This window comes from Aestuariibaculum marinum (assembly GCF_014596975.1).
GTDB lineage: Bacteria > Bacteroidota > Bacteroidia > Flavobacteriales > Flavobacteriaceae > Aestuariibaculum > Aestuariibaculum marinum.
Map to the genome: position 1 here is coordinate 261,128 of NZ_JACVXD010000003.1, position 20,419 is coordinate 281,546.

The following is a 20,419-nucleotide window of genomic DNA, read 5'->3' on the forward strand; positions in this document are numbered from 1 at the left end:
GAATTTTAAAAGGAAAATATTATGCCCAAAATTTTAATTATAGAAGATGAAGCTGCTATTCGTCGTGTACTTGTTAAAATTCTTTCAGAAGAAAACGATACTTATGTTGTAGAAGAAGCCGAAGATGGATTGGTGGGTATCGATAAAATTAAAAATGACGATTACGACTTAATTCTTTGCGATATTAAGATGCCTAAAATGGATGGTGTTGAAGTATTGGAGGCTACCAAAAAAATTAAACCCGAAATTCCAATTGTTATGATTTCTGGTCATGGCGATTTAGATACAGCTGTAAACACCATGCGTCTTGGAGCTTTCGATTATATTTCAAAACCGCCGGATTTAAACCGTTTGCTAAACACCGTTCGAAATGCTTTAGATCGTAAAGAACTTGTTGTAGAAAACAAGCTACTAAAGAAGAAAGTCGGTAAAAATTTCCAGATGGTCGGTGAGAGTGATGCGATTTCTCATATTAAAGATATGATTGAAAAAGTGGCACCAACCGATGCTCGTGTTTTGGTAACAGGACCGAATGGAACAGGAAAGGAGTTGGTGGCTCATTGGCTACATCAAAAAAGCGAGCGCAGTAAAGGCCCTATGATTGAGGTGAACTGTGCTGCCATTCCAAGCGAATTGATAGAAAGCGAATTGTTTGGTCACGTTAAAGGCGCTTTTACAAGTGCTGTTAAAGACCGCGCAGGTAAGTTTGAAGCTGCTAATGGCGGAACGATTTTTCTTGATGAGATAGGAGATATGAGTTTGCCAGCACAAGCAAAAGTGTTAAGAGCTCTACAGGAAAGTCGCATTCAGCGTGTAGGGAGCGATAAAGATATTAAAGTGAATGTTCGTGTGGTTGCGGCAACAAATAAAGATTTGAAAAAGGAAATTGCCGATGGTAAATTCCGAGAGGATTTGTATCACCGATTGGCAGTTATTTTAATCCAGGTACCGCCATTAAACGACCGTAGGGATGATATTCCATTATTGGTGAATCACTTTTCAGAAAAAATTGCGAGCGAGCATGGTACTGCTAAAAAAGAGTTTTCAGATAAAGCTTTGGGTTTACTTAAAGATTACGACTGGACCGGAAATATTCGTGAACTTCGAAATGTAGTAGAACGTCTAATAATTTTAGGCGGTAAGCAGGTAAGTGAAGAAGACGTCAAGTTATTTGCAAGTAAATAACCTGACGTTTCTAAATAGATATTATAGATTACACGAATCTAACTCAGCCAAATATTTTGAAGCTAAGCTTTTCAATTGATTGGTGTAATGGGTTTTTAATGCTTCAGTAGACATGTCTGAAGTGTTTACTGAGTTGCTTGATTTAACGATGGTTTGATATCCGCAATTACAGCTTTTTAAAGTTTCGTTGTAGGTCTTAATATTTAAATCAATCATCTTTTCGTAAGATAGCACAAGCTGTTGCTTTTCAAGTAGCAGCTTTTTTTCTTTTTGTTCAGCTAACTGTCTTTTTATTTCAGCTTCTTTACGCTTCAAGGCTTCTTGTTGTGCAAGCAAAACAGCTTGTTCATTTTTCAGACTTGCTAAATCGTTTGTGTCCGTTGCATCAGCTACATATTCTTCTTCAATGTTTTGCATACTATATGAAGACGTGGCGCATTTATCCATTTCAATCACGCTTTGCTTACAGAATTCTTTAGCGCGTTTTACAAAATATCTGCCGTCTTCGTAAGTAGGCTGGTCATCAACTTTAGCTAAAACTTCTAGAGCTTTGTTCGCTTGTTCTAAAGCTTTGCTGCAGTTACAATCTTCTAAGGTTTTCTTTGCGAGATTGATGGATTCTAACGAACGATGGGCAGAGTATTTTAAGTGACTAATATTATTAGCATCATAAGATGATTTTACATGTGAATAAGCACTTACTAAGTAGGCATTGGCATTATCGCATTTGCTTTGTGCATGCATACTTAAAGCGCCAATTAAACAAAATAGATAGTAGAAATTTTTCATATAATTTGGGGTTATAACATAAATAGGTATAACGAAAATACCAAAAACATTGTATTTATTGGTGTTTTTCGTCGAAATTGTAGAAATTACTATCTTTAAAAGATATAATGAAACCCTCGAAACTTAAAACTAAGGTGCCCACTTATTTATGGAAAAATATAAAGTAACTTCAAACATTTCACTAAAGGAATTAGAAACTAAAGTCGTTATAGACGATGCTAAAAAGGAATTAAAAAAGGTTAGAAAGAAGCTTGGTAAAATTCAAGATACAATGTATGCTCATGGGAAATATGCTGTTTTGGTGTGTTTACAGGGGATGGATACCGCCGGAAAGGATAGTTTGATTCGTGAGGTGTTTAAAGATTTTAATACACGAGGTATTATTGTGCATAGTTTTAAGGTACCAACCGACTTAGAATTGAAGCACGATTATTTATGGCGACATTACATTGCATTACCTGCTCGTGGTAAATTCGGGATTTTTAATCGCACACATTACGAAAATGTATTGGTTACAAGGGTACATCCCGAGTATATTTTAGGCGAGAATCTTCCAACGGTCACCAAAGTAGAAGATGTTAATGATGCGTTTTGGGATAAACGTTTCCAGCAGATTAATGAGTTTGAACAGCATATAGCAGAAAACGGAACCATTATTTTTAAGTTCTTTTTAAATCTTTCCAAAAAGGAACAAAAAGAACGATTATTGAGACGTCTTGAAAAACAGGAGAAAAACTGGAAATTCTCTCCGGGAGATTTAAAAGAGCGTAAGGAATGGGACGATTATCAAGTTTGTTATGAAGATGCTATAAACAGAACATCGATGCCACATGCCCCTTGGTATACAATTCCTGCCGATGATAAAGAATCGGCGCGTTATATTGTAGCCAAGATTATGTACGATACTTTAAAAGAGTATAAAGATATTGAAGAACCAGAATTGGATGAGGATATTTTAGAAAATCTACACCTTTATAAAGCCCAATTAGAAAGTGAGGATTAATTTATTTTAGGATTTCTTTTAGAGAATTACCTATGGGAAACATTACTTTTGGTTTAAATTTTTAACTCATGCGATATTTAATAATACTTCTTTTTACTATTCAAAGTTTTGCTCAAGTGTCTAATAAATTACCATATTACGAAATTCCTGAAAGCCCTGAATTCTATACGCCAGCAACGACAGCGGCAAGAATGATTGATGGGTTGGGGTTTAGATATTACTGGGCAACCCAAGGCTTACGAGCAGAAGATTTAGCTTATAAAATAGGAGCGGACTCGAGAACATCCGGAGAAACAGTTGAACATATTTATGGATTAAGTAAGTTTATTAGAAACAGTGTTCTTACAGATAATAAAGATGAAAACAAAGGTGAATTGTCTTTCGAAGCAAAACGAAAACAAACCTTATTGAATTTAAAATTAGTTTCCGAAGCTTTAAAAGCTAATAATGGTAATTTTGGTTTAGCAAGTACCGAAGTACCCTTTTGGAATATCATTAATGGACCCGTTGAAGATGCCGTATGGCACTGCGGTCAGGTAGTCATGTTGAGACGCGCATCAGGAAATCCATTCACATCTAATGTGAGTTTGTTTTCGGGAACAGTGAAAGACAAAAACTAATCCAAAGGTTTTTGGTCTGGGTTTAACGGTTCTTTTAAAAGCACTTTACATATTTGGTAATTTCCTTGTCTAAAACCAGAAATTAATAAATTAATATCGTTTGGTGACCAGCAAGGTAAAATGTCTTCAACGTCGTTATAGGTAATTTGTATTTTGTGTGTGCCATCGTCTCGCATGATAAAAATTTCAGAATGCTGCATGTCATCCACTTTAGCCGAATAAACTATACGTCTACTACTGTTCGTATTAGACCAGTCGGGGTAGGTACTTTCATCTTTTAAATAGGTTAAACGGTTTTTATCCTTGGTAAACAAATGCTGGCTGTAAATAATATTGCTTTCGCCTTGCGTGTTTTTATTTGAAAAATAGATCAAGACATCTCCTCTGGAGGTTAAATTTGGGTAGACATTTTTAAATTTATTACTAACTACTTTTTTTAGGCGTTTCCCTTTTATTGAACAAGCGTAAATATCAAAAATATCGGCTCTTTCGGAGTATGAAAACATAAGCTCTCCGCCATTAGGAGCGAAACTACCGAAGTATTTATTACCGCTAAGCTTAATAGGTAGTTGATTGACTTTACCTGAGTCGAAATCGAAGGTGTAAATTTCATTGGTTCCTGTTCTGTCCGATTCAAAAAGAATCATATTTTTTGAAGGATGCCATTTCGGGCGTCTATCGTTAGAGGTTGTTGTCATCACTCTTTTTTGCGCGCTTCCATCGATATTCATCACATAAATTTGCCAAACCCCATCACGATTAGATTCGAAAATAATCTTTGTTCCTTCTTTGTTATAACTGGCGTATCGGCTATCGCCATTAGAAAAGGTAAGTTGCTCTTCTTTAAAACCGTCTTTAATTTCTTCGTCTTGAGCAAAGCTTGATGCGACGCAAAGCATTGAAAATATAAAAAGGGTTGATTTTAAAATGAGAGATAAACGCATAGTAATGGATTAGTGTTCAGCTAATTTAAAAAAATATACCAAACGAGTAAACTTAGTTTCTACTAAGCCGTTTTTTAATTAATTCGTGTTTTTTTATTCTGAAAAAATTTGATGACTACATAAATAATACTGAGTGAAATGATGATAAGAATGGTACCAATGATTTCGAAAGAAGCCAAGTTGGATAGAAAATAAAAGATAATAAGTATTGATAGAATAGGAACAGTTAAACCTCCTGGGATTTTAAATTCTTGGGCTTTGGTTGTTTTGGTTTGCCTGAGTTTAATAACAGATAGAGCAACCCCGAGGTAAAGCAAAAGCATAGAGCTGGTAGCAATAATTACAGATTGTTTAAAACTTCCGAAAACCGTTAATGTAAAACTAATGGCGACATAAACTAGTATAGCAGTATACGGTGTTGTATAGGATTTGTGAATTTTTGAAAGGAATTTTATGGGTATAACATTATCTCTTGAAAGTGCATAGACGATTCTAGGACTATTAAGAATAGAGCCTGTCATATTTCCAAACATGGAAATTACAGCGCCTACGGTTAAAAGTAAAAAACCGAAAGATCCTAACACAATTTTCGCGGTTTCAGCCAATGGAGCTGCTTCATAGTTCTGGAAGTCATTTCCAAGAATGCCTTGACCAACAGTTTGCAATAATACATAAACAACAAGTACAGTGCTAATGCTTACCAAAACAGCTTTGGGTATGGTACGTTTAGGGTTTACAACCTCACCGCCTACAATAATGCCTGTTTCACACCCTTGAAAGGCAAAAAACAGAATTAAAGACGCTTGACCTAAGGTGTTTAAATCAGGAAGGCTGTCAATAGTTAAATTACTGAGAGTGATATTCGGTAATCCGACAATAATTAAAATAGATAAAGGCAAAAGTTTTAAAATGGTATTTAGTTTTACAAGGCCGATGCCTTGCTTTATGCCAAGAATGTTTATCAATGCAAGTCCCCAAAATAAAATAATTAAAAAGATTAACCGGAAGTAAGTTGCTTCTAAAGCAGGGTAGGCCGCAGTAATAATGTTTACTAACGCATTGGACACGGCGGCATCTGCAAACAGGTTACTGCTTACCGCAAAGCATCCGGCTATGAACCCGGCATAATCGCCGAAGGCGGTTTCAATATAGGTATAAGGTCCACCTGTATTATTCACTTTGCTACCGGCTTCGGCAAAACATAACATCACCAAAGCCATTAATAGTCCGCAAAACAAATAAGCAATAATACTTGCAGACCCCATAAGTACAGCAATGGTCGCCGGTAAGACAAAAATGCCGGAACCAATTATAATGTTTACTATATTGGCAGAAAGCCCTAAAACCCCAACTTCACGTTTTAAATGTTCATTATTTTTTATCATATGTTTAGAGGTTTTACAGGTAGCTTAACCACCATTTATCTTTGTTTTTAGCTTTATAAATCATGTAGGTTTTACAAGGGAAATAGAGAAGGGTAATAATTGAAATCCAAACGAGATAAACTATAAATAAAGAATAGCCGTAATCTTTTAGTGTTGGATTGTTAAATCCAGCTTGTGTTATAATCATGTTTTTCCAATCTCCACCGAAAATTAGTATACCGACTATTGCTAAAACATGGATGACAAAAATGTGAAGGAAATAATAGAACAGAGGTACCCGACCAAAAACAATCATAAAATCGGTTACTTTATTTTTTACAGATTCAATAGCGTATAGAAATAATAATGAAGGTCCTAAGGTGATTAAAAGATAAGATAAGGAAGGCGGGTATTTGGTGACTTTAAAGAAAGACAATATGGTTTTAGTAGTAGTGTCTTGTAAGGTCCAAGGAACAAGATCACCATAAACATTTATACCACGAATGATGAAAAACAGGGCTGTAGTGGATAAACCAATTTTCAATAGCCATTTTTTTCTTAAATCAGTTTTGTAATCAGAAAGATAAAGTTGCCCAAGGCAATAACCGAGAATCATCACCCCGAGCCAAGGTAAAATAGGATATGCAAAAACGACCAATTGTCCTCCTATAGCCGTTCCGTTTTGTTGATGTAAGGCATACCAAAGCAAGGAAGAAAAACTATTACCTTGCATGGTTATTCCGTCTAAGCTATTGTGACCGGCAATTAATATTATTCCAATGATTAATAGAAGTTTGGTATTTAAAAATATTAAAAAGGATAGGATAAGCATAGTTACACCTATAGCCCAGATTACCTGAAGGATGATAACAGAATAAGTGATATCGAATTTCCATAACAGGTTGTTCAAAAATATTTCGAGAAAAATAAGCCAAATGCCGCGACTAAACAGGAATTTAAAAAGTTCATGTTTTGTTTTCTTGCTGCCATATAAAAAAGCGGAAGTCCCGGCTAGTAAAATAAAAACAGGAGCGCAATAATGCGTAATAAATCGGGTGAAAAACAAGATTGGAGTGGTCGTTTCTAAATCGGTTGGATTACTAAAAAAAGCACCGTAATGAAAGTAATCTCTTGTGTGATCTAAAGCCATAATAATCATGACTAACCCTCTTAAAACATCTATAGATTCAATTCGATTGGATTTTATCATAGGCCATGTCTAAATTATAAGGTTTAATTTAGTAATAAAATGTTTATGTTGTTTATTGTGTGTTTCTTATGTTTGGTTATTGTTTACCTAAACCTATGTATTGTTGAAAAGCGGTTACTTTTTCTTCCTTTAATGTCCATAAATGTACTACTGTGGTTTGGTAAGTTTCGCCGGTTTTTTTCAATTTACCATCGTAGTTGAGAGTGGCTAATACTTGGTCATTCCCTAAAGCAGATAATTTTATATTTTCCAATTTGAAATAGTCGTTATCTTCTCCTAATCTTTTGAAAACGCCGTTTAATACGGCATCAGGACTACTGTAAGGGTTACCGTCGGAATAGGAACTTGAACTTGATTCATTCCATATAATGTCTGATGTCATCATGCCTAAAACAGTTGGGATGTCACCTTTTCCAAAAGCTTCGTATATACCATCTATAATAGCTATGTTTTCTTGGTTAGGTAAAAGCCCCAATTGTTGCATAAAAACCATATTGTCCATAAAGTCTTCTTCCTGAGCAATTTTTCCATCTTTCATTTTTACTAGGGTAACACCATTAATATCAACAGATTTCCCTGTGGCGGGTATTCCAAAAAAGTCTCCGGTATGGTTGCCTTTAAAATTCCAGTGCTTTACAATATTGTCGTCTTGACCGAAGACCTGAATGACTGTAAATTTTATGTCTGAAAATCCGGTTATAAAATTTTGATAATAGGCCTTGAAATTATCTATTCCCACTATGTTTTCAGGGCTTGTAACCAAGGTGATATCATCTATAAAGTTAGAAGCGTTGATGAGATGAATATCACCATTGTTTATAATTTCATTCCATGTTTTTTCATACATAGAGATGTTTTTTTCAAGTTTCCCATCGTTACAGGAAACCAGGCTTAAACTTGCTGTTAACAGAAATAATGTGATTAAAGTTTTCATGAGGATTATATTTAGTTGGTTGTTATTCAGTTAAATTTTCTAATGTGGTTAAGTGTTTTTTTATGTTAATGGTTTTGTAAATGAAAAAAGCGAAAAATGGAATGGCTGCACCGCAAAAAAAGACTTGATTCCATTGTAATTTTTCTTGAATCAAACCAAACAGCCATGGGCCTATTATAATTCCCAGATTATTACAAGTCATATATAGAGTGAATTGAGAAGCTGATATTTTGTGCCATGAGATTTTCATCGCCATGGCTAAAAGTGCTACGGTAAGTAGAGTGTTTAATAAATTAAAGAGTATGATAAATCCATAAACAGTAGAGATGTTTTGCCAACTATTTGAAATTAAACCGAATGATAAAATAACAAGAGCTAATAAGGATATAAGAATAAGTGCCATTTTCTTTGTGCCAATAAAATCTATAATAACCCCACCGGCAACCATACTAAAGCCACCACCAACAACCGAAGCTATGGAGTAAACTTGAGAATAATCCGTATTAGTCCAATTTAATTCCTGAACCGTAAAAATAGGAAATAAGACTTCAATAAATCCAGTTGAAGCACCAGTAAAAATCATGCCCAGACTCAGAATTAGACTGGTTGGCAGTATGAGGACTTTTCCCAGGTTTTTAAACAAGCTTTTCCATTCTGTAAGCTGTGCCTTTTTTGAAACTTCAGAGGCTTTACCTTTTGTCCAAGGCATAAGTTTTTCACCTCTGTGTTCTCTAAAGTAAATAGGAACAAGTATAAGAAAAGCTATAATTAAAGATAATGATGTAATAGCATTTGTAAATCCTACAATATTTATAAGAGTTGTTCCTAAAAGTAATGATAAGGACTGACCTATAATTCTAGATCCCCACATAATACCATTAGCCCTTGCTTGTTGGTGTATGGGAATTATATCAACCGCCATGCCATCAATGGCAATATCCTGAGTCGAGCCAAAAAGACTTATTAAAAAACCACAAATCATTAAACCCTGAATATTACCTAAAGGTTCGCTTACAAAACCAAAAGACAGAAAGCTAATGATTAGTCCTATTTGAGCAACAATAATCCAGGGGCGTTTTCTACCCATGGCTATTGGGGTGTATCGATCGATAATAGGGGCTATAAAGAATTTAAAACTCCATGGAATTGAGATGATAGAAACATAAGCAGCAATAGAAACTGCGGAAACCTCATTCATGGCCAACCAAGCTGGGATAGCATAAAAAGTAATACCAATGGGAATACCTTCGCAAACATATAGAGCAGCAAAAACAAGATATCGCAATGTTGCGTTTTCAGATAAATAAACTTTTTGCTTTAAATCGGCCAGTTCATAGCGTATTGCTTTTTGATTCATTGTTTTGGTTTTAGGTTAAAACAAAATGCTATTAATTAATTTGGGTAATATTCTCTAAATGTCAAAAAGGGATAAAAAGCACAATTTTAAATTGTGCTTTTTTTTGTAAGTTGAATAGTTTTTTGAAACTATATTTTAATAAGACAGGTCGTCTATTAAGCTATACATGTAAGACCAATCTTTAGAAACGGCAGTTCTGAATTTTTCTTTAAGGTCTTCGGTTTTGGATTTTCCTTTTTCTTTTTCATAAACTTTCCAAACGCCATCGCGGTCTTCATCAAGCGCGGCAAAATTTTTAAAAGGAACAGTCACAAAGAAATCAGATACATGTGGACCTCCACCTATTACACTATACCAGGTGCCCCTTACGTCGCCTTCAGCTTTTTTAATGGCTGATTCTACTTCTTTAACGGTTTCCATGAAACTATCGTAATTGTCCACTTTTACATTGTACACCCATACGAGTTTGGTGTCTTCAGGTAAGCTAGAACTTGATTTACTGATATCAGGCATACGACGGGCAATATTGTACTCCACACTTTCAACATGAGGAATAATTAAATCAACAACTTTCATTCTACATTTTTTTCCAGCTTCATCATTGCTTTCATCCATTTCAGCCCAATTAGCCATACGACTAGTCATAGTATAGACTGTTCCTTTTCCTTGAACTCGTCTCCACATACTCCATTTGAATTCTCCTTCATTGTCTTTGTAGCATTTTTTCCAGGACATAACCCCTTCTTTAAATTGCGAATTGTGTCCTGGTTTCACAGTGATTTCAGACATGTTTAGTAAATAATTGTCGTTTCCTTGAGATACTCCTAAGAGAGGTAGTACCAATAATAAATACAATAGTGTTCTCATAATTTTGATTTTGGTTAGAATTAATAATGGTTATATAGTTTGGTGGTGTTAAATGTTATTTTAACACGATTAATATTCTAAATAAAATCAACTTGGGACTCTAATATTAGAGGTTAATTATGGAGAGAGGGGTGGGTAATTTATTGGTTTATAAGTAATAGCGTACTTAAATATAGGGAAATTAATTAATAAATCTAATTTTAGTTTATGAAATAAAAAAAAGCCCAACCAAAGGTTGAGCTTTTATAACTAAGATGTATAATTATCGGAATTGGTTATTTTGCCAACTCTTTTTCTTTTTTTTCTGAAAAATCGACTTCTATTTGATTTTTAATGATATCATCAAACGTTTCTCTTTTTCTGATTAAATGCGCTTCATTGTTATACCATAAAACTTCGGCAGGGCGGAATCTTGAGTTGTAATTGCTTGCCATAGAGAAACAGTAAGCCCCTGCATTCTTAAAGCATAACACATCGCCTTCAGAGATTTCTTTAATGCGCCTGTTACTACCAAAAGTATCCGTTTCACAAATGTAACCTACAACGGTGTAGAAACGCTCACTGCCATTAGGATTAGAGATATTAATGATGTCGTGGTGCGATCCGTAGAACATCGGACGGATTAAGTGGTTGAAACCAGAATCTACCTGAGCAAAAACTGTTGAAGTGGTTTGTTTAACTGCATTTACTTTAGTTAAAAAGTAGCCAGACTCACTTACTAAAAACTTACCAGGTTCGAACGCTAAGGTTAAGTCTTTACCATATTCTTTACAGAACGCATTAAACTTAGCCGTTAATTTTTTACCTAATTCTTCAATATTGGTTTCAATATCACCTTCTTTATAAGGTACTTTAAATCCAGAACCGAAATCGATGAAATCTAAGTTTTTGAATTGTTTTGCAGTATCGAATAAAATTTCACTTGCATACAAGAACACCTCAATATCTAAAATATCACTACCGGTATGCATGTGAATACCGTTAATAGTCATTCCTGTATTTTCAACAATACGTAAAATATGAGGAATCTGGTGAATAGAAATTCCGAATTTAGAATCGATGTGACCAACAGAAATATTAGCATTACCTCCAGCCATAATGTGCGGATTAATACGAATACAAACCGGAATATTTGGGTGTTTTGTACCAAACTGTTCTAAAATAGACAGGTTATCGATGTTAATTTCAACACCAAGTTTAGCTGCTTCTTCAATTTCAGCTAAAGACACACCATTAGGAGTGAAAATAATTTGTTGAGGTTTGAATCCTGCTTTTAAACCCAGTTCGATTTCTTGTAAAGACACCGTATCAATACCAGAACCAAGCTTGTTGAATAATTTTAGGATCGATATATTTGATAATGCTTTGACAGCATAATTAAGTTTTAACTTTTTTACACCACTAAAGGCATTAGTTAGTCTGTTGTACTGTGCCTCAATTTTCTCGGCGTCGTAAACATAAACAGGGCTTCCAAAATCTTCTGCAATTTTAAGCAATTGATTCTCCAACATAATTTTCAAATTTTTGGCAAAGATATTTCTTTAAAGACAATAAAAAATAAATAAATAAAAAATTATACAAGTTGAACAGAATGTTAATTATTTAACACAAGGTTATTAGTTTATTATTTATAAAGTTTTCACATTGAAATATTAGGGTAAGTTATTGCGATTATTTACATTTGTGCCTCTTAAACTATTTAGCGAATTATGAATTTACACGAATATCAAGGTAAAGAAATATTAAGCAGTTTTGGTGTACGTATCCAACGTGGTATTGTAGCGCAAAATGCAAAGGAAGCTGTTGCAGCAGCAAAACAATTAACTGAAGAAACAGGAACCGGTTGGCATGTTATTAAAGCACAAGTACATGCAGGTGGTCGTGGAAAAGGTGGTGGAGTAAAGCTTGCCAAAAATTTAGAGCAGGTTGAAGAGATTGCTGGACAAATCATCGGCATGAACTTAGTAACACCTCAAACATCAGCTGAAGGTAAAAAAGTACACCAAGTATTAGTTGCAGAAGATGTTTACTATCCTGGAGATAGTGAAACGAGTGAGTTTTATGTATCTGTTTTATTGAACAGAAGTACAGGACGTAACATGGTTATGTATTCTACCGAAGGAGGTATGGATATTGAAACTGTTGCAGAAGAAACTCCACATTTAATTTTTACTGAAGAAATCGATCCTGCTGTTGGTTTAACGCCATTCCAAGCAAGACGTATTGCTTTCAATTTAGGATTATCAGGAACAGCATTTAAAGAAATGACAAAGTTTGTTACTAATCTTTATACGGCTTATGTAAAATCTGATTCTTCATTATTTGAAATCAACCCGGTATTAAAAACAAGTGATGATAAAATTTTAGCTGTAGATGCTAAAGTAACTATAGATGATAACGCACTTTACAGACATAAAGATTACGTAGATTTACGTGATATTCGCGAAGAAAGTGCTATTGAAGTAGAAGCAGGAGAAAAAGGATTAAACTATGTAGACCTTGATGGTAACGTTGGATGTATGGTTAACGGTGCTGGTTTAGCCATGGCGACTATGGATTTAATCAAGCAAGCAGGTGGTGAGCCAGCTAACTTCTTAGATGTTGGTGGTACTGCTGATGCTGCTCGTGTAGAAGCTGCTTTTAAGATCATTTTAAAAGATCCTGCTGTAAAAGCCATCTTAATTAACATTTTTGGTGGTATTGTTCGTTGTGATCGTGTAGCACAAGGAGTTATTGATGCTTACAAAAACATGGGTAACATTAACGTGCCAATTATTGTACGTTTACAAGGAACCAATGCAGACATTGCTAAAGAATTAATTGACAACTCTGGTTTAGACGTGTTAAGTGCGACTGAATTCCAGGAAGCTGCAGATAAAGTACAAGAAGTATTAGCATAGGCTTAACATAGCCGCAGTATTTGTTAATATTACCATATAGTTTTAATAAGAGTAGTGTAAATCACTACTCTTTTTTTATGTCTAATTTTGACTCGTAAAACAAAAACAGTCAATATTAAAAGCTGTAAAAACTAAAACTATGAAAACAATTAAAGTATTATTAGTATTAGCAATTTTATTATGTTCAAACACCATTTTTGCTAACAATAGCAAAAAGAATGACCTTCCGAAATCGGAAACCATTACTGTAGAAATACAGAAGATCTTAAAAAGTTCTAATTTGGAATTTACAGAAGAAGTTTCTGCTAATGTTTATTTTACTATTAACAATAAAAGCGAAATTGTCGTATTGTCAATTGATTCCGATTCAGATGAATTAGAACAATTTTTAAAGTACAAACTTAATTATTGTAAAATTCAAGCCGATGGTATGGTTCCTGGAAGAAAGTATTTAATACCGGTTAAGCTGGTATCATCTATGTAACACAATTTTTAACCGTATTAAAAAAGCTCTTAATGTAGATTAAGAGCTTTTTTTGTTGTCTTGTTTTTTGGGAGGCATGGGGCCTCGCATATGAATTACCAGACCGTTTAAAAAGTTTCTTAAAATCTGGTCGCCACATTCCATGTATTTCGGGTGGTCTTCTTTTCTAAAAAAAGCACCGAGTTCGCTTTTTGAAATTCTAAAGTCTACCAAAGCTAAAATTTTGACAATATCATCGTCTCTAAGCTTTAAAGCCACTCTTAATTTTTTTAAAATATCATTATTTGTCATGTCTGTAATTTAAGTTTCAAAAGTACTATTCCTTTTTGTGAATTAGATAGTATTAAGAAGTGTTTTCTAGCGTTTTTGCAATTTTTACAAAGATAAATCAAAAGATGGAGATATAATTTTTAGTAATTTATTATTAAGGATTGTTTGTAATGTGTTGGTATTTAACGTGTTGGTGTTTGGTGAAAGCGTATGTGATTTCTATTTAAAGTGTTGAAAATCAGGTGAAAAATGATGTGGTTTTTTTGCGAATTGAGATGAAATAATTAAAATAAACGACCAAATACACCACGGTTTTCGATAACCTACAAATTATCTACGATTATAAAATTAAGGTTGTTCGTATCTTTATAGTGTAATTAATTAATCCCTTAACTATATGATTAATAGAGTCGAAAAATTAAGTCTCTTATCTGAAATGATTGCCTTTGCAAAGCACGATAAAGATATCAAAGATTTAGAATACAATTTTTTGTTAGGTGTTGCAAAACAGCTTGAAATTTCTCGAGAGGATTTCGACTACCTGATAGAACATCCTATTAACTATATTCATTTAAAATCACATAGTGAACGCATTGTACAATTTCATCGTTTGGTATTATTAATGAATATAGATAACGAACAGAGTGATTCTAAAAAAATTGTAAAGCTACATAACTTTGGGCTACGCATGGGGTTAAGCCATGAATCCATTTCTAAGGTGCTGTATTTAATGGAAAGTTTTCCGAATAAAATAGTACCACCAGATGTGTTGATTGATATTTTTAAAACACAGTATAACTAGAAAACAAACTAGATATTTTTGGGAAGAAAAGCTAAGAGGGTTACACTTTTAGCTTTTCTAGTTTTTCCTGGTATCCTTTTATCTCATCTCTAAGTTTTGCAGCTACAATAAAGTCTAATGCTTTAGCTGCTTCCTCCATTAGTTTACGCTTATCTTTTATTTTCTTTTCTAATTCAGGTTTTGTTAGGTACTGACTTTCTGGTTCTGCAGCTTTAGCTGCTTCCAATTCATAACTATAAGTACTAACTGAATTTTTAGCCAAGGCATTATTTAAATTTTTATTTAATGCTTTCGGCGTAATATTGAATTTTGTATTGTAATTGATTTGTTTTTCTCTGCGGTACGTCGTTTCATCAATGGTTTGCTGCATGCTATTCGTAATTTTATCAGCATACATTATAGCCTTACCATTAAGGTTTCTGGCGGCTCTACCGACCGTTTGAGTCAATGAACGTGCCGAACGTAAGAACCCTTCTTTATCGGCGTCTAAAATGGCTACCAGAGATACTTCAGGTAAATCTAATCCCTCACGAAGTAAATTCACCCCAACAAGTACATCAAACAAGCCTTTTCGTAAATCCTGCATGATTTCTACGCGTTCTAAAGTATCGACATCACTGTGAATATAACGACAGCGAATTTGAATGCGATCGAGATATTTGGTTAACTCTTCGGCCATTCGTTTAGTTAAGGTGGTCACCAGAGTGCGTTCATCTTTTTCAACACGCTGCTGAATTTCTTCAATCAAGTCGTCAATTTGATTTAAACTTGGACGCACTTCAATAATCGGATCTAATAATCCGGTTGGTCTGATGATTTGTTCTACGTAAACCCCGTCTGATTTTTTCAATTCGTAATCTGCAGGTGTAGCACTCACATAAATCACCTGATTTTGAATAGCTTCGAATTCTTCAAATTTTAACGGACGGTTATCCATGGCGGCAGGTAAACGGAAACCGTATTCTACTAAGTTTTCTTTTCTACTGCGGTCGCCACCATACATGGCGTGTACTTGCGAAATGGTCACGTGACTTTCATCGACTACCATTAAATAATCATCCGGGAAGTAATCCAGTAAACAGAACGGCCGAGTGCCCGGTTGTCTACCATCGAGATAGCGTGAGTAATTCTCAATACCTGAACAGTAACCTAATTCACGAATCATTTCTAAATCGAATTCTGTACGTTCTTTAAGGCGCTTGGCTTCTAAATGTTTCCCAATATCTTTAAAGTAATCGTGTTGCTTTACTAAATCGTCCTGAATGTCTTTGATTGCATTTTGAAGTACATCAGGCGACGTTACGAACATATTCGCTGGGTAGATATTCAGTCGGTCGTATTTTTCAATCACCTGATTGCTTTGAATATCAAACGCTTCAATTTCTTCAATTTCATCGCCGAAAAAGTGAATCCTAAATGCGTAATCTGCATAACTCGGGAACACATCAACGGTGTCTCCTTTTATTCTGAAATTACCATGGTTAAATTCTGCTTCGGTTCTGGAATATAAACTTTGCACCAGACGGTGAAGCAATTTAGTTCGGGAAATCTCCTGATCGCGTTCTAAAGAAATTACGTTTTTTTGAAATTCGACAGGGTTTCCAATACCATATAAACACGACACGGAAGCCACAACTAGCACGTCTCGTCTGCCTGAAAGGAGTGACGATGTTGCGCTTAAACGCATCTTTTCGATTTCATCGTTAATCGATAAATCTTTTTCTATATAAACACCAGAAACCGGGATATAGGCTTCAGGTTGATAATAGTCGTAGTACGACACGAAATATTCAACCGCATTATTTGGGAAAAACTGTTTGAACTCAGAATATAACTGAGCAGCCAAGGTTTTGTTATGGGCCAGCACCAGAGTAGGACGCTGCACTTCCTGTATAACATTGGCAACCGTAAAAGTCTTTCCTGACCCCGTAACACCAAGTAAGGTTTGATATTTTTCGTCAGCATTAATGCCTGCTACTAATTGTTTAATAGCTTGAGGTTGATCTCCCGTAGGACCGAATTCAGATTCAATTTTAAAACGCATGATGCAAAATTACACAAATTATAACTCTTATCGCTTTAAAGTAAAGTGCCCGGTAAACGATCTGCCATCGGTTAGCTGAACCGTAAACCAATAGTCATCGGTTGCTAATAGTTCACCATTTAAAGTGCCATCCCAGCCATTCCCCAGCGGATTTAGTTGTTTGATTAATTTTCCGTAGCGGTTGTAGATGTATACCAAGCTTGAAGCCTGAGAATCATTTATGCCCTGAATTTTCCATAAATCATTTTGACCATCTCCGTTTGGTGTAAAGAATTTTCTGTAGCCAATAACAAACACATCAATTTCTGCGGTTCCACAAATATCATCTTTTACAAACAGGGTGTAATCGCCGGCTCTCACATTGTTAAATACCGGACTGTCCTGATAAGAAAAAGTGACAGCCCCATCTTTAGATTCTAAAGCAAATTGATAGGTTCCAGAACCTAAACTTTCAGGGTTATTTATAGTGACACTATTATTGTCCGATATGTCTACGATGGTAATGTCGTCTTGGGTTATGCTTGCTAATTCTGAAGCTTTAACAGAAACTGTTTTAGTAGAAGAACAAAGTGTTATAGGGTTAGTTAATGTTACCGAATAGTTTCCTGGAGTGGATACATCTAAAGTTGTGTTGTTTGAAATTTCGGTACCGTTCTCAAATGTCCAGGAATAGTCGAATATTTCTGAAGGATTGGCTTGTATTGGTGTTAAGGTTACAGTAAAAGAAGGATCGGATGTACAGACAATTTCTTCTTCATTTATGGTGAATTCAGGTATGGGATTGACAATTAATTCGATATTAGTTGAAGCCACACAATTTGTATTTAGAGGATTAATAACATCTACAGTTATCGTTTGTGTTCCTGAAATTAATGGATTAGGTAGTGTGGTTGCGTTGATTATTGCAGTACCATTGCTATCGATATAGGAAAAATAGATGTCCATATTGGCTTGATTGCCTAAAATCACATTTGAAAAAGTAGATGTGTCAAAATTATGGAGGCCATCATTTATATCTGTGCCATCAATACCATCATCACAAAATGCTTGTAAGGCAACAGCATTTGCAATAGGTTGCTCGTGAATAATAAATTTAAGTGTCGTTTCATCAAAACAAGCCCCGTCAGGATCTTGTGTAATGTTATTGGTAACTCGAATGGTAATGGTTTGGTTTTCGGTTAAAAACGGATTAGGTAACGGACTTGGTAAAGTATTTCCTTGTTCGTCAAAATAGGAAACAGTAACATTAGCCGGGTTTTGGTTTCCTAAAACAGTAGCTTCAATTTGTGATGTGTCAAAAGGAAAGTTTAAAATAGTGTCAGTCGTATCGTAATCACATTCAGGATTAAGAGAAACAGAATTTGCGATTGGAAGGCTTTCCACAATTAGCAGATTTTGAAATTCTTTTAATCCTAAACAATCATTAGCCAAGCTACTTTTTATGCGCACCCATATATTTTGGCTGTTGGGTGAATTGGTATTTTGATGGGTGTCGACATTTATAATTTCATTGATTTCTAATTCCGCATCGGTTTGATTTTCGTAAAGATGTACCGTAGCAGGAATAGACGAAAATAAGTTGTTTGCAATATAATTTTTAATATTACTCAAGTCGAAAGTTGAAATCCCGTCTCTTTCATCTAAACCATCATCACATTGATGTAAAGCTACAGGGTTATAAGCATCCAGAGCACTGCCAGAAGGGTTGACTTGTAATTCTAACGAAACTACCCGGTAACAGCCATTAGGGTTTTCAACACGAATCCAAATGGTTTCGTTAGTGAAAGCAAGTTGGTTTGTGTAGCTTTCAGGTGAAGTTATATTTGAACCTTTATTTTCGGCTTCATTTTGATTATTATAGTACGTAAATGTTAAGCTCTCAGTTATATAATTAGGATTTATTTCTTCTTTAATATCATTCAGGGTAAAATTGAAAAGTGCCAAGCCATCATTCGAAACATCGTCACATTGTGCGTAAAGACCAGGAGTGTTAACTTCCGGTAATTTGAAGATTTCAATTTGAAAACTAGTGTCTGAATAACAATTAGTAAAATTGTTATTGGTCATTCTAACATAAATAGTTTGTCCTCCGGAGACCGTATTAGTAAATGTTGTGGGATTAAGTATTTCGTCCACATACAAGGCATTTGTAAAGTAAGTAAGCGTAAATTCAGAATCTGATTGACCATTGAGAATTTCGGTTGTTCTTTGGGTGATATCTATAATTTTAAAGCCATCTGTATCTGTTCCTACGGAAGTGTCATCGCATTCTTCAATAGGGTAGATGTTTGCAGCATCTAAAGGAAAGGCTGTATTATAGACTTCTAAATTAAAATTAGAAATGGCATAGCAATCGGGGTTAAAGATGTTTTCTACTCTGGCGTAAATGGTTTTATTACTACTATTATAGTTGGCCGGGTTTAAAATAAAGGATGTTCCGTTTTGAGCTTCCGCTAAACTTTCATAATAGGTAATACTGACACCTGCAGAACTATTTATGTTGTTGATTTGTTGGGTTAAGTCAAAAGTGGTGTTGCCATTATTATCGTTATCGCATAACTGTAAATTTGGTGCCACATTAGCATCGGTAAAGTAATAATTTACAGGGTCGGTAAAGAAATTACAACTACTATTTATAAGATTATTGGCATTATGCGCAAACTTTAGCCTAAAATGATGAAAGCTATTTGAATTTGCAGGAATAGTATAGTTTAATGTCGGGTTGGTTTCATTAGGTATATCTGTCCAAATGCCAGCTGAAGTTGATTCCTGCCAGATCATAACAAAATTGCTTGGTATGTCAGCAGATAAATTTACAGTCGTATCTGTTGTTCCACTCAGGCAATATGCTTCATTGTTAACTATACTATTTGTTGCATCGTTAATTTCAATTTGAGGTCCACACGGGCGTACTTCAATATCATCTATAACTAAATCGTTACCTGCTTGTCCGGATACATTATTTTTAAGCATAAAATAAATGTTTTCTGTACCAGAAGGAACTGTAAAAACCAGTGTTTTTTGATGCCAGCGGTTGGCACCTACTCCTGTGATGGAACCAGTGTCGGTGTCAATTATATTTCCTAAAGGGATATCATTAGCGTCAGTAAAACCAACAATTAACTTAATGTTGGGATCTATAAAGTAACCAGGTTCGTTAGATTTTGCGAACCAGGCCGATAGTTCGTATTCAATATCATTACAAAGGCCATCTATTTTTTGAGCATAAAACACGTTTAAATCTGTTCCCGCATCGCAATAATAAAGATAACCGTTTGTGTTTCCTGTGTGGTCTGTAAAACTATTATTCCATCCAGCTCCACCGGGGGCAGCATCGTATGGGTTTTTCATTAATCCATATTGGTCATAACCAACTGTACCGTTTCCGCCAACATAGTTGTATAATTGCGCCGGTCTGAAATCGGGATGTACATCTGCATTCGGGTCTTGATTTAAAGAGGGACCCAGTCGTGCAGTTCCAGACCCAAAGTTTTCTGTAAAAACGGGATTCCCTAATGAGCAGGTTTGAGCCCCCCCCTTTAAAACAAGGCCTAAAAAGCAAATGGTAAAAAGGGTTATGTATTTAGATTTGTTAGTTTGCGTTTTTGTCATAACTAACAAATATATAAATATTTAGAATTGATTT

The 20,419-nt window shown here is 34.9% G+C and carries 17 protein-coding genes; 6 read left to right on the plus strand and 11 right to left on the minus strand.

Translation table 11 applies throughout. The features are described 5' to 3' along the window. Positions 1–21: 21 nt before the first annotated feature. A complete protein-coding gene (locus ICJ85_RS08390; RefSeq protein WP_188223345.1) occupies positions 22–1,185 on the plus strand; it encodes a sigma-54-dependent transcriptional regulator in 1,164 nt (387 codons plus the stop codon). A 21-nt stretch (positions 1,186–1,206) separates the two neighbouring features. On the opposite strand, the gene ICJ85_RS08395 is transcribed toward ICJ85_RS08390, so the two are convergent. After that, the gene (locus ICJ85_RS08395; RefSeq protein ID WP_188223346.1) at positions 1,207–1,974 is read right to left on the minus strand and encodes a hypothetical protein; all 768 of its coding nucleotides are present in this window, start codon (positions 1,972–1,974) and stop codon (positions 1,207–1,209) included. 148 nt (positions 1,975–2,122) lie between these two features. Here ICJ85_RS08395 and ICJ85_RS08400 point away from each other — a divergent pair, with 148 nt between their 5' ends. Beyond that, entirely contained in the window at positions 2,123–2,977 is an 855-nt protein-coding gene (locus ICJ85_RS08400) for a PPK2 family polyphosphate kinase (protein WP_188223347.1), read from the plus strand. Positions 2,978–3,045: 68 nt separating this feature from the next. Then, positions 3,046–3,597, plus strand: a complete 552-nt coding sequence (locus ICJ85_RS08405) for a hypothetical protein (protein WP_188223348.1) — start codon at positions 3,046–3,048, stop codon at positions 3,595–3,597. Here the strand turns inward: ICJ85_RS08405 and ICJ85_RS08410 are convergent. The 7 genes from ICJ85_RS08410 to lysA all read right to left on the minus strand — a co-directional run bounded on the left by ICJ85_RS08410 (position 3,594) and on the right by lysA (position 11,784). Beyond that, positions 3,594–4,541 carry a TolB family protein gene (locus ICJ85_RS08410; protein WP_188223349.1) on the minus strand — a complete coding sequence of 316 codons (948 nt, stop codon included), beginning with the start codon at positions 4,539–4,541 and terminating at the stop codon, positions 3,594–3,596. The genes ICJ85_RS08405 and ICJ85_RS08410 overlap by 4 nt on opposite strands. Before the next feature lie 74 nt (positions 4,542–4,615). Beyond that, complete coding sequence (locus ICJ85_RS08415) at positions 4,616–5,926, minus strand: APC family permease (protein WP_188223350.1); 1,311 nt, start codon at positions 5,924–5,926, stop codon at positions 4,616–4,618. A 13-nt stretch (positions 5,927–5,939) separates the two neighbouring features. After that, complete coding sequence (locus ICJ85_RS08420; RefSeq protein ID WP_188223351.1) at positions 5,940–7,115, minus strand: DUF1624 domain-containing protein; 1,176 nt, start codon at positions 7,113–7,115, stop codon at positions 5,940–5,942. A 76-nt stretch (positions 7,116–7,191) separates the two neighbouring features. Beyond that, positions 7,192–8,049 (minus strand): ester cyclase, encoded by an 858-nt coding sequence (locus tag ICJ85_RS08425; RefSeq protein ID WP_188223352.1) that lies wholly within the window; start codon positions 8,047–8,049, stop codon positions 7,192–7,194. Positions 8,050–8,071: 22 nt separating this feature from the next. Further along, positions 8,072–9,406 (minus strand): MFS transporter, encoded by a 1,335-nt coding sequence (locus ICJ85_RS08430; protein WP_188223353.1) that lies wholly within the window; start codon positions 9,404–9,406, stop codon positions 8,072–8,074. Positions 9,407–9,541: 135 nt separating this feature from the next. Beyond that, positions 9,542–10,273, minus strand: a complete 732-nt coding sequence (locus tag ICJ85_RS08435) for a hypothetical protein (RefSeq protein ID WP_188223354.1) — start codon at positions 10,271–10,273, stop codon at positions 9,542–9,544. Positions 10,274–10,548: 275 nt separating this feature from the next. Continuing rightward, on the minus strand, positions 10,549–11,784 hold the full coding sequence (gene lysA / locus ICJ85_RS08440) for a diaminopimelate decarboxylase (RefSeq protein ID WP_188223355.1): 1,236 nt from the start codon (positions 11,782–11,784) through the stop codon (positions 10,549–10,551). Between the two features lie 198 nt (positions 11,785–11,982). On the opposite strand from lysA, the gene sucC reads away from it, so the two are divergent. Together sucC and ICJ85_RS08450 are read left to right on the plus strand one after the other, a co-directional pair. Further along, positions 11,983–13,173: an ADP-forming succinate--CoA ligase subunit beta gene (sucC, locus tag ICJ85_RS08445; RefSeq protein WP_188223356.1), complete on the plus strand. Its 1,191-nt coding sequence runs from the start codon at positions 11,983–11,985 to the stop codon at positions 13,171–13,173. Between the two features lie 139 nt (positions 13,174–13,312). Beyond that, a complete protein-coding gene (locus ICJ85_RS08450) occupies positions 13,313–13,657 on the plus strand; it encodes a hypothetical protein (RefSeq protein ID WP_188223357.1) in 345 nt (114 codons plus the stop codon). Positions 13,658–13,696: 39 nt separating this feature from the next. On the opposite strand, the gene ICJ85_RS08455 is transcribed toward ICJ85_RS08450, so the two are convergent. Beyond that, positions 13,697–13,948, minus strand: coding sequence for a DUF1456 family protein (locus ICJ85_RS08455; RefSeq protein WP_188223358.1), 252 nt, complete (start codon positions 13,946–13,948; stop codon positions 13,697–13,699). A 376-nt stretch (positions 13,949–14,324) separates the two neighbouring features. On the opposite strand from ICJ85_RS08455, the gene ICJ85_RS08460 reads away from it, so the two are divergent. Beyond that, a complete protein-coding gene (locus tag ICJ85_RS08460) occupies positions 14,325–14,729 on the plus strand; it encodes a TerB family tellurite resistance protein (RefSeq protein WP_188223359.1) in 405 nt (134 codons plus the stop codon). 40 nt (positions 14,730–14,769) lie between these two features. Here ICJ85_RS08460 and uvrB read toward each other — a convergent pair whose 3' ends face one another. Next, positions 14,770–16,773, minus strand: coding sequence for an excinuclease ABC subunit UvrB (gene uvrB, locus ICJ85_RS08465; protein ID WP_188223360.1), 2,004 nt, complete (start codon positions 16,771–16,773; stop codon positions 14,770–14,772). A gap of 27 nt (positions 16,774–16,800) precedes the next feature. Further along, positions 16,801–20,385: a T9SS type B sorting domain-containing protein gene (locus ICJ85_RS08470; protein ID WP_188223361.1), complete on the minus strand. Its 3,585-nt coding sequence runs from the start codon at positions 20,383–20,385 to the stop codon at positions 16,801–16,803. Positions 20,386–20,419 lie beyond the last annotated feature (34 nt).

Bases quoted from the DNA above. Each gene is read 5' to 3' on its own strand.
- ICJ85_RS08390 (WP_188223345.1), top strand. From the start codon at position 22: ATGCCCAAAATTTTAATTATAGAAGATGAAGCTGCTATTCGTCGTGTA.
- ICJ85_RS08395 (WP_188223346.1), bottom strand. From the start codon at position 1,974: ATGAAAAATTTCTACTATCTATTTTGTTTAATTGGCGCTTTAAGTATG.
- ICJ85_RS08400 (WP_188223347.1), top strand. From the start codon at position 2,123: ATGGAAAAATATAAAGTAACTTCAAACATTTCACTAAAGGAATTAGAA.
- ICJ85_RS08405 (WP_188223348.1), top strand. From the start codon at position 3,046: ATGCGATATTTAATAATACTTCTTTTTACTATTCAAAGTTTTGCTCAA.
- ICJ85_RS08410 (WP_188223349.1), bottom strand. From the start codon at position 4,541: ATGCGTTTATCTCTCATTTTAAAATCAACCCTTTTTATATTTTCAATG.
- ICJ85_RS08415 (WP_188223350.1), bottom strand. From the start codon at position 5,926: ATGATAAAAAATAATGAACATTTAAAACGTGAAGTTGGGGTTTTAGGG.
- ICJ85_RS08420 (WP_188223351.1), bottom strand. From the start codon at position 7,115: ATGATAAAATCCAATCGAATTGAATCTATAGATGTTTTAAGAGGGTTA.
- ICJ85_RS08425 (WP_188223352.1), bottom strand. From the start codon at position 8,049: ATGAAAACTTTAATCACATTATTTCTGTTAACAGCAAGTTTAAGCCTG.
- ICJ85_RS08430 (WP_188223353.1), bottom strand. From the start codon at position 9,406: ATGAATCAAAAAGCAATACGCTATGAACTGGCCGATTTAAAGCAAAAA.
- ICJ85_RS08435 (WP_188223354.1), bottom strand. From the start codon at position 10,273: ATGAGAACACTATTGTATTTATTATTGGTACTACCTCTCTTAGGAGTA.
- lysA (WP_188223355.1), bottom strand. From the start codon at position 11,784: ATGTTGGAGAATCAATTGCTTAAAATTGCAGAAGATTTTGGAAGCCCT.
- sucC (WP_188223356.1), top strand. From the start codon at position 11,983: ATGAATTTACACGAATATCAAGGTAAAGAAATATTAAGCAGTTTTGGT.
- ICJ85_RS08450 (WP_188223357.1), top strand. From the start codon at position 13,313: ATGAAAACAATTAAAGTATTATTAGTATTAGCAATTTTATTATGTTCA.
- ICJ85_RS08455 (WP_188223358.1), bottom strand. From the start codon at position 13,948: ATGACAAATAATGATATTTTAAAAAAATTAAGAGTGGCTTTAAAGCTT.
- ICJ85_RS08460 (WP_188223359.1), top strand. From the start codon at position 14,325: ATGATTAATAGAGTCGAAAAATTAAGTCTCTTATCTGAAATGATTGCC.
- uvrB (WP_188223360.1), bottom strand. From the start codon at position 16,773: ATGCGTTTTAAAATTGAATCTGAATTCGGTCCTACGGGAGATCAACCT.
- ICJ85_RS08470 (WP_188223361.1), bottom strand. From the start codon at position 20,385: ATGACAAAAACGCAAACTAACAAATCTAAATACATAACCCTTTTTACC.